The following is a 15,952-nucleotide window of genomic DNA, read 5'->3' as shown; positions in this document are numbered from 1 at the left end:
TTCAGCCCCTATATGGGACTGAATTGATTATTTGTTTAAATCCTGTGTTCCTGGACTATGTTCGTTTGGCATATCTGGCATTAAAGGAACTGGAAATCCATTAGGGGGATTTGTTACAAAATATGGTTCTTTGTTCCTGCTAGGAGATGGACCTTGAAGAATTTCGCCTATGCGAGTAGGGTCTAACCTAAAGTTGAACTGTGCATTATGGTAGCCCAATTCTACATATTTTCTACACTCAGGATACTTATTGATATCATAGTTCGGGATAGGCAATATCTTACCCCAATCCACACCCAATGTTTCCAATGCCTTAGCAAAAGCATTCTGGTGTGCATTGTCTCGCACGATGAGAAAAGCAAGCGTTTCTCGGAATGTTTTATTTGAACTCATTTCGTAAATACGTGTCTTTTGAAGAACACCAGTTGATTCTAGAACCAAATTGTCTAGTAAGTCAGCTATAAGGTTTCCATGTGAATAAACCCAAGAGCCATTCCAAGGGTTTCCAGCAGCGTCAACAGGCAATGACGCTTGAGCTCCTATAATATAATGATGAGGATTTGCATGCTTTACTGCATCGTCAAGTGGTGCGTGATCGACACCTGCATTTCCTGGACTCGCAGACTCTCCAGAATCATTTAACAGCTGGTTAATTGTATTTTGTACGAGTTCAACATGTGCGATTTCTTCTAAGAAGACACCTCGAAGCAAATCTCGATACTGAGTATCTTTTCCCCTGAAATTTGAACTTTGGAAAAAGTATTGCATCATCGTTCTCATTTCGCCATAATGGCCACCTAGAATCTCTTGCATCACTCTTGCGGCTTCTGGATCTGGTTTATCTGGGACAATAATATTGATTAGCTCTTCTTTATAGTAATACAATGTGATTCAATCCTTTCTAATTCACAGTTATAAAGATTAGAATGCCCTGGATGATAAGAATTATCCAATCGAAAAAGAGTGAGCAGAATTAGATTAGGTGTTTACCCTAAAAACTGAAGGCGATGCATAGATAGTCTGATGAATAACCAAGTACCATTTCAAGTTATAATCTGACCTTTCAATTCGATTCAACAAAAAGCGACTACTCATTTAATTGAGCGGTCGCTTTTTTTGTTAATATGTAAAATTATACTAGTGAAAACGGCCTGACTTTATTACAAAATCCTTCAAAAACAACCTGAAAATAGTAGTTAATTCGACAGGGAAATACAAGGGTATTTTTAACAATCAATGTACTTATTACTTATTATGTCCATTTAATGTAAAACCAATGCTTCACCAGAACTAATTACTAATTATTCTAAATAAACTTTTAACTAGTGTATTATAAATAATAAATATGTTAATCTTTAATTATATCATAAAGGGAGGGGTTTAATATTAGAAGAAAAATTGGTAAGGTCATTGTCAGTTTCTTGTTACTACTCACATTTGTGGTTACGATTCAGCCAGATCAAACATCAGCTTCGCAAACATTTATTAAGCCAGCTACAGGATATTACTCTAGTGAATTTGGAATGCGCTATCACCCAATTGATAAAGTAAATAAAATGCACTGGGGAATTGATATCGCAGGTAATGAAGGAGTCGCAGTTAAAGCTTCTGCCGCAGGAACGGTCGTTACTTCCGCTAATCATAGTTCCTACGGGGAGTACATTATCATTAGGCATACTATTGGTGGACAAAGGTATGATACGCTATATGCGCATATGAGATCCGGCTCAAGAACAGTGAGTGTTGGCAATTCAGTAAGTCAAGGACAAACAATTGGTTATGTGGGGAGAACTGGGAAAGTCAGCGGCGCACATTTGCATTTTGAATTACACCAAGGACCTTGGAGTAGTAGTTACACTTATGCAAAGGATCCTAAGCCTTATATTGAAGGACAATTAAACCCAGGTGGAATTCCTCATACTTATGATGGAACGTGGGCGACTGTTCAAATTACAAACCCTAACGGTGGAAAGACAGCAAATTTATTTGGACATGTTGGTTATGGGATTATAGGCACTTTACCAGTTGGAAACAAATACAAGGTTTATGATAAGAAACTATATGCTGATAATGGTGATATGTATTATAATGTAGGGCCTGGGTACATACACTATGCTTACGGTATAATTGCCAATCATCATGCCAAGGTTTCCTCATCAATTTCAACATACAATTCGCCAAACGGTACGTTCAATAGAACTTTGAGTCCCGGAACGTATAGGGTTCATGCAGCCAAAGATGGTTGGTATGATTTGGGTGCTAGTACTTGGGTTAAAGCTAACCAAGTCATTGTTACAAAGCAATAGTTCAAGAGTGATAAGAACTTCAATAAAAAATGCGGCTACTTGTTAATCAGGTAGTCGCATTTTTTATATTGGAATTCTATAAAAACAGCAGAAAATAATAAAATCTATTATTTTCTGCTGTAGAATTCAGTGTCACCAAGAACCCTTGCTGCTAAAGGATTTAAGTAGCGTTTTCCCGAAACGGGCACAATAGTTGTCTCAAATCAACGATTTTTATAGATTTGGGGCTTGTCCAATAGCTATGACAGATTCTTCTTCTAACTCTTTAAACGAGTGGCGATAAACTTTCAAAACCATTTCCGATGTATGGTCCAATCTACTTACATAATACTCCTTATGTCTTTAATTAAAATAAAGTGGAAGACTTATTTCTTAGGTGCTCTGTAACCAGCCTGCTGTGCTTCTTCAACTGAGCAAAACCATTTAGCGACATTTTTTGTTCTATTGTAATATGAGGACCCTGGGGTGTGGTATATACCGCTATTAGATCCTTTAATATTGCAATCTTGTTTATCTTCTGTCGTCTTGGCAGTGCTTTGGGTTGTGGTAGTACTGCCACTTGTAGATGATGATGATGATGTATTGCTTGATGAGTTAGCAGTACTTGTCCCACTTTTGCTTTTTGTCTGTTGGGTACTAGTTTCGCTTTTGCTTGCTGCAACTTTCTCTTTTTCTTTTTGTTCTGCCGCGGCGATTTTTCCGCTTAATTCTTTGTTTTTACCGAGGAGCTCTGTATTTTCGTCTTGGAGTTTGGTGATTTTCTCTTCAAATACTTTTGTTTCTTTTTTATGTGATGCTTGTAAGTCAGTTAATTCTTGTTCAAGTTCATTAAATTGATCTAGTTTTAATGTTAAATCTTCAATCTCTCCGTTAGCACTATTAAGCTTCTCTTTTAGTTCAATGTTAGCGGTTTCGAAAGCATCAATCCTTATTTGTAAATCTTCATTTGCTGCATTAACTTCAGCGGTATTTGATGCGCAGCCTGATAAAACTAGCACTAAACTAGTTAGAAAAAGCAACAACCATTTCTTCAATTATATTCCCCCCTGATTTATATGTTATATAAATAAACGCGGCTGAACTAAACCACGTTTAATAATAAATGGAAATGGAGTAGTACAAACATCAAGATTTCATTGACTCTTTGTACTTTTTGGTGCACAGAGATTTCATTGAGTACGGATTCCTTTTCACTCCAAAGTCTTCTCGTCGTCCGAAGATGCACTTTGTCTTGTTTTGGTTTTCTCTTGAATTCTATAGAAGAAAGTTCAATCTTTTTTTCTTCAATACACTATTTGATTTCCAGAAGCAAGATAATTAGTAAAAAGATTGCTAAACAAGCGCTCTTGGGTAAAAAAAAATGCGGGCAAAAATGTGGTCTGGCAGAGTCAAATCCGCAACCATGACCTGAACCTGGAGGTATGTGACCAGCCATTGAAACAGATGAAAAAGAAAATAAAATCCAGAATGCAAATAATAATGGCAGTATTTTTTTCTTCTCATGTTCCATCTCGTTTCAGAATGTTAAATCAATTATAACAAAGATAGAAGATGGAAATAGATTAAAAATAACAAAAATATTGACAAAATACTACTGTTTTCAACAAAAAACGAAGGAGTAAAAAGCATAATCCAATCGAAGAAATAGCGAAGTTAGCAAAACATGTGCCGATAAATCATTACAAGGCATACACCAATGTAATACACACCACCTAGGGAACGTGAGGAGTCATGATGATCCGTATATTTTATAGCAGTTGAGGTATGCGAAACGATTTGAGGGGAGAGAAAGAAGTAGCTGAAACAAATGCGGAAAGGATGTTACAAACTCAACGCAAAAAAAGTGAATTGCATCGGAGTGACCGGGGCATAAAGTCGATTTAGTAATGATTTTAAGGAATAAAGGCACTAGAAATGATAGCGATAATTAAGAGTGATTATATTCATGTTTATAAAATTTATGGCAACAATAATTAAAATCGGTTAAATAGAAGTGGAGTGTGAATCAAGGTGGACTTTTTTTATGGTCAAGAAACCCTTACAACCATTCAATGGATTTTAAGAGCAATTGTTTCATTTTTCTTTTTACTTTTAGCCACTAAATTAATGGGACGTCGCTCAATTGCACAGTTAAGGCTTCTTGACTTCACTATAGCCTTGATACTTGGCAATATACTTGCACATCCCTTATCAGACGAACAGTTAGGATTAAAAGGATCAATCATTACGACAGGGGTCTTAATTGCCCTCTACTCGTTAAGTGTCTTTGTAAGTTTAAAGTGGAGAGGTTTTGGAAAATGGTTAGATCCATCACCATTCCCTTTAATAAAAAACGGAGAAGTTTTGTATAAGGAATTAGGTAAAGCAAGAATAACAATAGACCATCTATTATCAGAAGCTAGGAAAGCGAAAATCACAGAAATTAATAAAGTCGCACTCGCAATGTGGGAATCTGATGGAACTATTTCATTTTTTTTATCCCCACAGCTCCAAGCATTAACACCGGAAGACATTCATTTAGTCAAAAGCCCATTTTTTATTCCGAGAACGATAATTAAAGAAGGGAAAATAGATTTCAATGAATTAAGACGGGGAGGAAAAGACATTATTTGGCTAGAAAACAAAATGTCAATATTAAATATCAGCGCGAAAGATATTTTGTTGGCAACCATGGATAATCAGGAACAATTAAAAGTTTATTTGTTTGACTAAATAATTTTCATGTTAATTTGACACAAATATAGCTGATTTTACAAACAAAAAAGACAGGATTCCTCCTGACTAGCCAACTATGTTTACCACAAATAGGAGGGGTCCTGGTGAATAAAGATATTATGATAGAACAAGATGAACTATTTCTAAAAATTGGTATAATGGAACATCCAATGAACTGTGTAGTAGTTATATCGGACATTTAGAAAATGAATTTGATTTGCACGATAGTAACTTTAATGTGTTTGAGCCAAAGGTTTATCCAGAAATCATGACTAACAATCAAACATACTTAGACTTATACGAAGAAATAATAAATGCTAGGAGAAAATATGGGGATGATATAGACCAAGATGTAGCTTTGTACTTATGGTATGCGGAGCGCTATTTCACACAATTAATGATTTTTTTAGCTGAATATAACGATGAAGCATACCCTAATTAAGGCTGTATTTTTATAATAGATATTCAAAAATGGCGGTTAGCCTTTCACAAAACCCTAATTAAAAAATTTCATTCTACCCAACTAAAATAGAATTACATAGCGGTATGTTATGGAACTTAAAAAAGAAAAGGTTTTTGAAAAGAAGGGGTGGAAAAAAATACTCATTTTCAAGAAAAGGAAGAGGTAGATAGCGAGAAAGGCGAACTTGTACAATGATTAACACAAAATCATATCAAAATGAATAAGTAATTCAAAAGGCAACTACTCATTAATTTGTGTAGTCGCCTATTTTTATTTTGGAAATAAAAATATATCTTTACACCAGACAGTTTGTCCATTCATATATCAAACTTGTCCATATAATAATAATGAGTCTGGCCGACTTATTAAACGTAAGGGAGGTAATATATATGTGTGGATCAGAACATCGAAGACGGCGACGTCAGGTGTTAATTTGTGAATGTCGGGAAGTTAGATCTAGTCGTGAAGACAGAGATTTTCGTGACCGAAATCGCGAAGATGAGTTTAGGTGTGAGTGTAGAGAGAGTAACCACGGACGAAGTAATAACTGTTGTTAATCGTATCGAAATTAAGAAAAGTAAAATACCGATGACTTGAGCGATGACAATAACAAAAAAGTGACTACTCATTAATTGGGCGGTCGCTTTTTCATCTTCTTAAAATGTGAACATTTGTTTGGTATGATAAGCGTAAAGCGTAAGGGAGGGATCGAGTGTGCGTAAACAATTAATCAAGTCTGTTAGATTTAACGAGTCTTTGGATATAATATATTTGGCGAACGATGGTGCAATCAGTAAGAGGCGAGTAAAGGTGCTACGGATCAACAAGGATTCAATCCAAGGGTATTGTTTCTTGTCTAAACCAAAGAGGATTTTCAGGATTGATAATGTGCTTGCACTCGTTCCTGTCATCGCAAAAGAAAGCATGGTGATATGACTATACAGAGCGTCCGGAATTAGATGAATTCGAATCAACTCTTTTGTCGGGGGAAATCTAAAGAGCCTATAGGGTAAAAGTGACGTTAAATTAAGATACTGGAAAGACGGTAAGCTTATTATTGATTACGGGAAAATCATTACTATTAATAGAAAGAATAGATATATCGTATTGGATGATCCGTTTACGCCTAATCGATATAGTTTCGAAAATATCGTAGGATTATCTGTAATTGATTGATAAAATAAAAAACCCTTGAATGTTGAGCATACTCAACTTCAAGGGTTCAAAATAATAAAATCTATTATTTTCTGCTGTAGAATTCAACGATAAGTGCTTCGTTAATTTCTGCTGCTAATTCACTGCGTTCTGGCATGCGAGCGAATGTACCAACTTTAGTGTCTTTGTCGAATGAAACATATTCAGGAACAAAGCTGCTCACTTCTAATGATTCATTAACAACATCAAGGTTTTGTGATTTTTCACGAAGTGAGATCACTTGACCAGGTTTAACCATGAACGATGGGATGTCAACGCGTTTTCCATCAACCAAAATGTGGCCGTGGTTAACTAGTTGGCGTGAAGCACGACGAGTGCGTGCAAGACCCATGCGGTAAACTAGGTTGTCAAGGCGAGTTTCAAGAAGAATCATGAAGTTTTCACCGTGTTTACCTGGCATTTTACCAGCTTTGTTGAATAGTGTTCTAAATTGACGTTCGTTTACACCAAACATGAAGCGTAGTTTTTGTTTTTCTTGTAATTGCATTCCGTATTCGGAAAGTTTTACACGTTGAGTAGGACCGTGTTGTCCTGGTGCGTATGGACGTTTTTCAATTTCTTTACCTGTACCTGAAAGTGAAATGCCAAGACGACGTGATAATTTCCATGCTGGACCTGTATAGCGAGCCATAATAGACTCCTCCTCTAATTTGGTTTTATTTTATGGTAATCTGTTTCCAAAACAAAGTACGTTTTGGAAAAGCTCTGTTGTAAAATAAGACCAGATATGTTCAATTCGATTGCCATTCTATAATCTTGCAACTTCGCCTTCGCAGCCTGAAGGTTACATGATGCACCTCTTAAAAGGAATAGACTGTACAGACCGAAACACATAACTGCTGCAACTATTTTACACAACGACAAGCATAACAATTTGTATAAGCAGAGTCAAGTTCTTTTGTTCTATTTAAAATGGACAAAGTACTTTTTAATAGATTCTTCTTTTCCTTTATCTGAAAGAGGTTTATAGTAGAATGGACATGTAAGCGCTTTATAATGAAGAAGGGGTGTAAAAAATGAAGGAAAATAAATTACACAAAGACACATTAGTAATTCATGAAGGTTATGATAATAAGGCTCATCATGGAAGCTTAGTAACGCCACTCTATCAGACTTCAACTTTTTCATTTGAATCGGCTAAACAAGGCGCACAGCGTTTTTCAGGAGAAGAAGAAGGACCTATCTATTCGCGTCTAGGAAACCCAACCGTTCATGTTCTTGAGGAAAGAATTAATAGGTTAGAAAATGGTCAAGGAGCGCTTGCATTTGGATCAGGAATGGCGGCAGTCAGTTCCATTCTCGTTCATCTAACAAAAACAGGAGATCATGTCCTTTGTACACGGGGGATTTACGGCTGTACATTTGGATTGCTTTCCATAATGGATGAGAAGTATAACATCACACATGATTTAATCCGAATGGGAACAGAGGAAGAAATTGAAAAGGCAATCACACCTGAAACCGTTTGTATTTATGTAGAAACACCAATTAATCCCACAATGGAACTTGTTGACTTACATGCAGTTGTTAATGTCGCAAAACGCCATGGTCTGCGCGTTGTTGTTGACAATACGTTTTCATCTCCCTATTTACAAAACCCTATCACAATCGGGGCAGACTTTGTCTTGCACAGTGCAACGAAGTACATCAACGGACATGGAGATGTCATTGCTGGCTTACTTGTCGGTAATGATAAGGAAGAAATGGACCAGATTCGTATGGGTGTCCAAAAAGATTACGGGGGCATTATTTCACCATTTGATGCATGGTTATTAATCCGGGGGTTAAAGACATTACCGGTAAGAATGGAAAGACATTCGGCAAATGCGAAAAAGCTTCTTTCTTATTTAAAGGATCATCCGTTAGTTGAAAAAGTCTTTTATCCATTTGATGAAGATAATCCCCAATATGAAATTGCAAAACGTCAAATGTCAGCAGGTGGGGGACTCATTTCATTTACAATCAAAGGTGGACGTGAAGGTGCTCAAGAATTTATGGACAACCTAAGTCTTATAAAAATCGCAGTGAGTCTAGGAGATGCAGAAACACTCATTCAACATCCGGCCACTATGACGCATTCCGTTGTGCCTGAAGAAAATCGATTGGCTATGGGAATTACTGATTCATTACTACGATTATCAGTGGGACTTGAAAACGCAGACGACCTACAAGCAGATTTAGCGGGCGCATTTAATAAAATGAAGAAAACAGAAGTAAGTTCAAACTAATCGCAAAATCCATCAGGACAAAATTCCCTAGGGTGAGATCGCATGGAATAACTTACCTTCTTTAATGAAATCAATGTTTTAAAAAATAGCGAGTACTTGAATTGAAACATTCAAGTACTCGCTAAAGTAATGCTTATAAGTGTTTGACCAATTTCGAAATAACAAGTTCAAGTCCTATGCGATCTTCCTCAGAAAAACGGTTTAATTCGGGACTATCAATATCAAGTACCCCTAAGACAATCTCGTCTTTAATGATTGGAATGACAATTTCTGAGCGTGAAGCAGCGTCACATACAATATGACCCGGAAAAGCGTTTACGTCTGGAACGATAATTGACTCACTTTTTTCAACAGCCGTTCCACACACACCTTTACCAACTTTAATACGTACACATGCTGGTAATCCTTGGAATGGACCAAGTACAAGTTCTCCATCTTCCATCACATAAAATCCAATCCAATTTATGCGATCGAAAAATTGATTTAATAAGGCAGATGCATTACTTAAATTAGCATAGAAATTACTCTCTCCAGTTAATAGCGCATCCAATTGGTTGGAAAGTTGTATATATTCTTTTGAAACGTCTTGAGTTGTGTTTACAGTTAAACTCAAAAAAAGCACCCCAATTCTTTTAAATTTAGTCTATAATTTAGTATACCGAAATCGCCAAAGAATTACAAAAACCGTAATTATCTTTTGCAGAAAGAAGTTTTTTCTGTCATTTGATGATTATTTTTAGTAAATAGTGTTCAAACGTGCTACGATATGGGATAATATTAGGGTATAGACATGAGGAACAGGGGGACAACGATGAAATACTTAATCATTCCGATTATCGCACTTATTATTTTAATCATCATCGCCTTCTTATTCAGGCGTAAACATATTCGTCGAATTGCAAAACTTGAGGTAGAAAAGCTGAAAATCCAACACGAACCTATATTTGAAGAAATGACAAAAATCAAACAATTAAACATGACTGGTGAAACAGAAGAGAAATTTGAACGCTGGAGACACGACTGGACCGAGGTCATGGACATACATATGATAGAACTCGATTCACTACTTTTCGATGCTGAAGATTTTGTTGATCGATTCCAGTTTGGAAAAGCAACGAAAATTGAAGTGAGAATAGAAGAGAAAATTCTTGCGAGTGAAAAACAAATGTCTGAAATTCTTAGAGAATTAAACGAGTTAGTTGGAAGTGAAGAGAAAAACCGTATTGAAATGGAACTATTGAAAGAACAACATCGTGTGGCACGTAAAAAAATACTCGCACACCAATACTCCTTCGGAAAAGCGATTAACCCTCTAGAAGAAGAGCTTGAATCATTCAACCCGAAATTTGAGGAATACGATGAGCTGACTGAAAACGGTAATTATTTACAAGCACGAGAGATTGTTATTTCTCAGAGTGAAAAAGGAGAATCTTTATTTTCGGTAATTGATCAGATTCCATCACTACTGACAGAAATACAAAACAAAATTCCAGCTTCTATTCGTGAACTCCGAAACGGATCACAAGGGATGGAAGATCAGTCTTACTATTTACAACACTTAGAATTACCGAAGAAGCTAGGGGAAATTGAAAAGACACTCGAAACTTTAATTGGTAATCTTGAAAAACTTCAAATTGAAGGGATTCAAGAGGACATCAATGAGATCAACGAGAAAATCGATTCCTATTATGATGCGCTTGAACAAGAAGTCACAGCCAAACAATTTGTAGCAAACCGTTATGAAGCCATTGCGGAGAAATTAGCCGAAGTGTTGAAATTGACGAAAGTAACTTCTGAAGAAGCAGCATTTGTTCAGCAAAGTTATCGACTAAATGAAGAAGACTCAGAAATTCCTACAGAAGCTTTGGTTCAGCTTGAAAAAATTGATAAACGATTCGAATTATTAACAATTCGCATTGAAGAAGAAACATCAGCGGCATCTAGCTTACAAGAGGAGTTAGTGGCACTGGAAACTGAACTCGATCAGATTGCAAAGACAAGAGAGAGCTTTGCTAGTCAGATTAAAAACTTACGCATTGACGAAAACAGTGTACGAAAAGAAATAATTGCTTTGACAAAAAAATTACAAGATATCGAACGCTCTTTATATAAAGGAAACATTCCTGGTATTCCAGATGAGATGGATGCACGTCTAGAAGAAGCCGAGGAACAAATTTACATCGTCAATCAAAGCTTGGAAGAAGTACCGTTAAACATGAATTTAGTGAATAGTTACTTGGAGAATGCCAAGCAATCACTGGATTCTGTTAGTGGGAAAGTGGAAATGCTTTTAGAAAACGTCATGCTCACAGAACGGATTATCCAGTACGGAAATCGATACAGAACTTCAAACGAAGAAGTACATAAACGCTTACTAGAAGCGGAGAATTCATTTAGAGAGTTCCGATATGATAAAGCACTCGAAGAAGCAGCAACAGCTGTTGAGGATGTTGAACCGGGTGCAATGAAACGAATTGAGGAACTTGTACAAGAAAATAGTTCGACTAAAGTTTTGAAATAACTGGCCACCGCACAATGTCCATTTGTGCAGGTGGCTTTGTCACGAATTGAAGAGAATTTGCTGTCACACAAGAGGACAGATATAGATAAGGAATGGTTTTAATGATTTTTATGGATAATAGTGCAACGACTGAACCAAGTGATGAAGTATTATCAACATTTGTTAAAGTGAATAAAAGATTTTACGCAAATGCAGCCTCTTTACATTTAGCAGGAAAAGAATCAGAACAATTACTGGATAGATCTCGACAGCAAATCCTTTCAATTGCCGAGGCACCAGACGGACAAGTCATTTTTACGTCAGGTGGAACAGAAGCGAATAATTTAGCAATGCTCGGATTTGCGCGTAAATATAAATCTAAAGGAAACCATATTATTACGACGGCGATTGAACATCCTTCAATTTTAAATGCTGCAAAACAATTAGAAGAAGAAGGCTTTGAAGTTGATTATTTATCGGTCAATGAATTCGGTATGATTTCGTTAGATGAGTTGACTGAAAAACTTAGAGAAAATACAACAGTTGTAAGTATCATGCATGTGAATAATGAAATTGGGTCGATCCAACCAATTCAGGAATGCGCAAAAATAATTAAAAAGTATTCTAGAGCCATTTTTCATTCAGATACTGTCCAAAGCATTGGTAAATTGCCTATTTCAATCGACAAGGACGGTCCGGATGCCATTACAGTATCTGCGCATAAGATACATGGACTTAAAGGTTCAGGTGCATTAATTATGCGTAAAGGATTACTTCCTGATGCCTTAAATTTTGGTGGCGGACAAGAGTTTGGTATTCGCAGTGGAACAGTTTCTGTCCCAGATGCCACTGCTCTTGCATTAGCTATGCGTCTAATTGTTGAGAAGGATACGTCAGAGAAATATTTAAACTGGAGACAGCGGATTGTAGAGCATATAAAAAACACAAGCGATGTCATCATACTTGCAGAAAAAAATAGCGCACCACATATTCTGTCGATTGCCTTTTTAAAAATTAAAGGGGAAGTTGCAGTGAATCATTTTCAAGAAAATGGTATTACAATTACAACCTCTAGTGCATGTTCGTCAAAAAGTGGGAAAGTGAGTCATGTAATCGAAGCGATACGTGTCCCAGAACCCTATAAACAAGGCATCATTCGAATTAGTTTTGGTGAGAATAACGAACTAGCAGACATCGCAAAATTTGAAGAAGTGTTTTCAAGTTTCATCGCGATTTTACAAAGGGGGAAACGAAATGAAGTGGAATGAGTTGTTAATTCGATACGGCGAACTTTCTTTAAAAGGTCGTAATCGAAATTACTTCGTTAAAAAATTAAAGAAGAATATTGAAACTGCATTAAGTGATTTAAAAAGCTTTGAGGTTAAATCAGAGCGTGACCGTATGTTTCTCTATGCAGATGGCAAGGATGATATGGAAGAAGCGATAAAAAGATTACCATTTGTTTTTGGAATCCAGTCTTTCAGTCCGGTCGCGAAATGTCCGGCATCGATTGAAGATATTTTAAAAGCTGCGGTAGACGTTGTCGGTTCAGGTGAAACACAAGGGAAGACGTTTAAGGTTGAAATTAGAAGAACAGATAAGTCTTTTCCATACGTAACAAATGAATTGCAACAAAAAATTGGTTCTCATGTCCTTCAAAATTTTCCGGAATTAACGGTCAAAATGAAAAAACCTGATATTTTATTGTTTGTTGATATTCGTATTGAAGGTGCATTTCTTACATCGAAGGTCTATCCAGGTGCAGGAGGCATGCCGGTTGGTTCGAATGGCAAATCACTTCTAATGTTGTCGGGCGGTATCGATAGCCCAGTAGCAGGATACTTATTGATGAAACGCGGAGTTGCAATTGACGCAATCCATTTTGAAAGCCCACCGTTTACAAGTGAACTGGCCAAGCAAAAGGTGATAGATCTTGCTGAAAAACTAAGTACTTTTGGTTCTTCAGTAAACTTACATGTCATACCTTTTACAGAACTTCAACAATTAATCGTTCAAAAAATTCCAGACGGTGAATTGATGACCACGACACGAAGAATCATGATGCAAATCGCTGACCGAGTACGTATTGAAGCGGATGCGCTTGGAATTGTCTCGGGTGAAAGTCTTGGTCAGGTAGCGAGTCAAACCTTAGATAGCTTAACCGCGATTAATGCAGTGACCACAACACCAGTACTAAGGCCGTTAATTTCATTTGACAAGCTTGAAATTATAGATTTGGCTGTTAAAATTGGTACATATGATATTTCAATTCGTCCATATGAAGACTGTTGTACAATTTTCACACCAGCAAAACCCAAAACTAAACCGAAGTTAGAAAAAGTTAAACACTATGAGAGTTTTGTTGATTTTGAACCGCTTTTAGAAAAAGCAATTAAGGAAAGAAGAATTTTAAATTTACCACGACAAGAGAAAGATGAGTTTGCAGACTTTCTATAAATAGCTTGTCTATTTTCCTAATTGGTTTTTCAGATGAATAAATTACCATTAAACTGTTGTGCATGATTTCTCCGTTCCGGTGCATTCTATATTTCACAAGGAGGTGTTAATCATGGCAAACAGCAACAGCGGTAACTCAAACCAACTTTTAGTACCAGGAGTAAGACAAGCACTTGATCAAATGAAGAACGAAATCGCATCAGAGTTCGGTGTTCAAATGGGACCAGATGCAACATCGCGTGCCAACGGATCCGTCGGCGGAGAAATTACAAAGCGATTAGTTCGTCAAGCCCAATCACAAATGAACGGTCAACAAAACCAATAACTAATTAAATGAAAGCCGTCCCGGAAATTATTCCGGGGCGGTTTTTAATTTTTTTTTTGAATTATACGGTTGCTCTTAGTATACTTAGAGAAATACGAATGGAGGAAATAGTATGAATCGAGATCAACTAGTTGCACCTGAACGATATAATCTTGTTAGTGAAATCGAAAAGTATGCGAACAGTGAAAGTTTAAAAGCTCTTATTTACATAAATAAAAATGGTGAAAAGAAAGAAATTACTTATAAAGAGCTCATGAATTTATCGAACCAAGCAGCAAATGTATTTATTGAGAACGGATTGAACAAAGGTGATGTCGTGTTAGTGATGGTTCCACGTTTAATCGAAGCCTACGTCACTTACATCGGTGCACTAAAAGCAGGGTTAGTTGTCATTCCAAGCTCTGAAATGCTTAGACCTTCAGATATCGATTACCGATTATTACATAGTAACGCGAAAGCAATCGTTTCATATGATGCCTTTTCAAGTCAATTTAATGACGTGAAAAATATGGGAGGTGTTCAACATTTCGTTATTGGAAAAGCAGAAAATGGCGAGAAGTCATTAACGGATTTATTGGCGCTGGCTTCAACAGAATTTGTACAGCCTGAAACAAAAAGTTCGGACATGGCATTTTTGTCATATACTTCAGGGACAACAGGAGCACCAAAGGGAGTTGTCCATACACATGCATGGGCGTATGCTCATTTAAGAACAACTGGAGCAAACTGGCTGGGCATCGAAGAGAACGATGTTGTGTGGGCAACTGCAGCGCCAGGTTGGCAAAAATGGATTTGGACACCATTTCTTGCTGTGCTAGGAAGTGGCGCAACGGGTCTAGTTTACGATGGTAAATTTGACGCGGAAACTTATTTCAGGTTACTTACTGAAAATAAGGTGAATGTTTTATGTTGCACACCAACTGAATACCGTTTCATGGCTATCGTAGATAACCTTGGAGACCAAGACTTGTCATCGCTGCGAAGCGCTGTATCTGCCGGTGAACCACTTAACCAAGAAGTCGTCACTACATTCCAAGAAAAATTTTCGTTGGAAGTAAGAGATGGATATGGACAAACTGAAAATACATTACTCATAGGTACAATGCTTGGAATGGAAGCTAGAGCGGGCTCAATGGGTAAACCAACACCAGGAAACCGTGTGGAAGTCATCGATGACAACGGTAATCCAGCACCAATTGGAGAAGTGGGCGACATTGCGGTTCATGTATCCACACCTGCATTATTTAAAGAATATTTAAATGATCCAGAAAGAACGAGTATGCAATTTCGCGGTGATTACTACATCACGGGCGACCGTGCAAAAATGGATGAAGAAGGTTATTTTTGGTTTGAGGGCCGTGGAGATGACATCATTATCAGTTCTGGCTATACAATTGGACCATTCGAAGTCGAGGAAGCATTGTTGCAGCATAATGCGATTAAAGAGTGTGCGGTTGTCGCAAGCCCAGACGCAACTCGTGGCAATGTTGTAAAAGCTTATATTGTCTTACGTGATTCAAGCAGAAAAGACGAAGAAGGTTTAGCAGAAGAAATTCAAAATCATGTAAAATCACTAACTGCACCTTATAAATACCCAAGAAAGATCGAATTCATCGATGAAATGCCTAAAACAGCATCTGGAAAAATAATGCGTGTTGAGCTACGTAAAAAAGAACAATAAAATCTTTTTACTTTTGTTCAGTGAATCAGCACTGAACAAAAGTTTTTCTTCATATGAAAACT

The 15,952-nt window shown here is 36.9% G+C and carries 15 protein-coding genes; 11 read left to right on the top strand and 4 right to left on the bottom strand.

Features of this window, described 5'->3' with window-relative positions; all coding sequences use genetic code 11:
- Positions 1-27: 27 nt before the first annotated feature.
- A complete protein-coding gene (locus AC25Y1_RS00255; RefSeq protein ID WP_488145930.1) occupies positions 28-885 on the bottom strand; it encodes a manganese catalase family protein in 858 nt (285 codons plus the stop codon).
- Positions 886-1,439: 554 nt separating this feature from the next.
- Here AC25Y1_RS00255 and AC25Y1_RS00250 point away from each other — a divergent pair.
- Positions 1,440-2,306, top strand: coding sequence for a M23 family metallopeptidase (locus AC25Y1_RS00250; protein ID WP_488145929.1), 867 nt, complete (start codon positions 1,440-1,442; stop codon positions 2,304-2,306).
- A gap of 365 nt (positions 2,307-2,671) precedes the next feature.
- Here AC25Y1_RS00250 and AC25Y1_RS00245 read toward each other — a convergent pair whose 3' ends face one another.
- Positions 2,672-3,340: a sunset domain-containing protein gene (locus AC25Y1_RS00245; protein ID WP_488145928.1), complete on the bottom strand. Its 669-nt coding sequence runs from the start codon at positions 3,338-3,340 to the stop codon at positions 2,672-2,674.
- Positions 3,341-4,316: 976 nt separating this feature from the next.
- On the opposite strand from AC25Y1_RS00245, the gene AC25Y1_RS00240 reads away from it, so the two are divergent.
- From AC25Y1_RS00240 to AC25Y1_RS00225, 4 genes are all read left to right on the top strand, one after another.
- Positions 4,317-5,018, top strand: a complete 702-nt coding sequence (locus tag AC25Y1_RS00240) for a DUF421 domain-containing protein (RefSeq protein WP_488145927.1) — start codon at positions 4,317-4,319, stop codon at positions 5,016-5,018.
- A gap of 241 nt (positions 5,019-5,259) precedes the next feature.
- Positions 5,260-5,463 (top strand): hypothetical protein, encoded by a 204-nt coding sequence (locus tag AC25Y1_RS00235; protein ID WP_488145926.1) that lies wholly within the window; start codon positions 5,260-5,262, stop codon positions 5,461-5,463.
- Positions 5,464-5,919: 456 nt separating this feature from the next.
- Complete coding sequence (locus AC25Y1_RS00230; protein WP_488145925.1) at positions 5,920-6,081, top strand: hypothetical protein; 162 nt, start codon at positions 5,920-5,922, stop codon at positions 6,079-6,081.
- A 117-nt stretch (positions 6,082-6,198) separates the two neighbouring features.
- Positions 6,199-6,420 carry a transcriptional regulator gene (locus tag AC25Y1_RS00225; protein WP_488145924.1) on the top strand — a complete coding sequence of 74 codons (222 nt, stop codon included), beginning with the start codon at positions 6,199-6,201 and terminating at the stop codon, positions 6,418-6,420.
- Positions 6,421-6,724: 304 nt separating this feature from the next.
- Here AC25Y1_RS00225 and rpsD read toward each other — a convergent pair whose 3' ends face one another.
- Positions 6,725-7,330, bottom strand: coding sequence for a 30S ribosomal protein S4 (gene rpsD / locus AC25Y1_RS00220; protein ID WP_488145923.1), 606 nt, complete (start codon positions 7,328-7,330; stop codon positions 6,725-6,727).
- A gap of 385 nt (positions 7,331-7,715) precedes the next feature.
- Here rpsD and megL point away from each other — a divergent pair, with 385 nt between their 5' ends.
- Positions 7,716-8,927: a methionine gamma-lyase gene (gene megL, locus AC25Y1_RS00215; RefSeq protein ID WP_488145922.1), complete on the top strand. Its 1,212-nt coding sequence runs from the start codon at positions 7,716-7,718 to the stop codon at positions 8,925-8,927.
- A 133-nt stretch (positions 8,928-9,060) separates the two neighbouring features.
- On the opposite strand, the gene AC25Y1_RS00210 is transcribed toward megL, so the two are convergent.
- Complete coding sequence (locus AC25Y1_RS00210; RefSeq protein ID WP_488145921.1) at positions 9,061-9,540, bottom strand: GAF domain-containing protein; 480 nt, start codon at positions 9,538-9,540, stop codon at positions 9,061-9,063.
- A 198-nt stretch (positions 9,541-9,738) separates the two neighbouring features.
- On the opposite strand from AC25Y1_RS00210, the gene ezrA reads away from it, so the two are divergent.
- The 5 genes from ezrA (at position 9,739) to mbcS (ending at position 15,890) form a co-directional block, all read left to right on the top strand.
- The gene (gene ezrA, locus AC25Y1_RS00205; RefSeq protein WP_488145920.1) at positions 9,739-11,448 is read left to right on the top strand and encodes a septation ring formation regulator EzrA; all 1,710 of its coding nucleotides are present in this window, start codon (positions 9,739-9,741) and stop codon (positions 11,446-11,448) included.
- Between the two features lie 110 nt (positions 11,449-11,558).
- A complete protein-coding gene (locus AC25Y1_RS00200; RefSeq protein ID WP_488145919.1) occupies positions 11,559-12,695 on the top strand; it encodes a cysteine desulfurase family protein in 1,137 nt (378 codons plus the stop codon).
- Positions 12,682-13,884 carry a tRNA uracil 4-sulfurtransferase ThiI gene (gene thiI, locus AC25Y1_RS00195; protein WP_488145918.1) on the top strand — a complete coding sequence of 401 codons (1,203 nt, stop codon included), beginning with the start codon at positions 12,682-12,684 and terminating at the stop codon, positions 13,882-13,884. The genes AC25Y1_RS00200 and thiI overlap by 14 nt, the downstream gene beginning before the upstream one ends.
- A gap of 112 nt (positions 13,885-13,996) precedes the next feature.
- Positions 13,997-14,209 (top strand): alpha/beta-type small acid-soluble spore protein, encoded by a 213-nt coding sequence (locus AC25Y1_RS00190; protein WP_488145917.1) that lies wholly within the window; start codon positions 13,997-13,999, stop codon positions 14,207-14,209.
- Positions 14,210-14,321: 112 nt separating this feature from the next.
- Positions 14,322-15,890, top strand: a complete 1,569-nt coding sequence (gene mbcS, locus AC25Y1_RS00185; protein ID WP_488145916.1) for an acyl-CoA synthetase MbcS — start codon at positions 14,322-14,324, stop codon at positions 15,888-15,890.
- Positions 15,891-15,952: the final 62 nt, after the last annotated feature.

The organism is Sporosarcina sp. Y1009 (assembly GCF_057669865.1).
The sequence above is the reverse complement of the archived record's forward strand: the minus strand, read 5'-3'. Positions and strand labels throughout refer to the sequence as shown.

Excerpts from the sequence above, each read along its gene's own strand:
- AC25Y1_RS00190 (WP_488145917.1), top strand. The coding sequence starts at position 13,997 with ATGGCAAACAGCAACAGCGGTAACTCAAACCAACTTTTAGTACCAGGA.
- mbcS (WP_488145916.1), top strand. The coding sequence starts at position 14,322 with ATGAATCGAGATCAACTAGTTGCACCTGAACGATATAATCTTGTTAGT.
- AC25Y1_RS00200 (WP_488145919.1), top strand. The coding sequence starts at position 11,559 with ATGGATAATAGTGCAACGACTGAACCAAGTGATGAAGTATTATCAACA.
- megL (WP_488145922.1), top strand. The coding sequence starts at position 7,716 with ATGAAGGAAAATAAATTACACAAAGACACATTAGTAATTCATGAAGGT.
- rpsD (WP_488145923.1), bottom strand. The coding sequence starts at position 7,330 with ATGGCTCGCTATACAGGTCCAGCATGGAAATTATCACGTCGTCTTGGC.
- ezrA (WP_488145920.1), top strand. The coding sequence starts at position 9,739 with ATGAAATACTTAATCATTCCGATTATCGCACTTATTATTTTAATCATC.
- thiI (WP_488145918.1), top strand. The coding sequence starts at position 12,682 with ATGAAGTGGAATGAGTTGTTAATTCGATACGGCGAACTTTCTTTAAAA.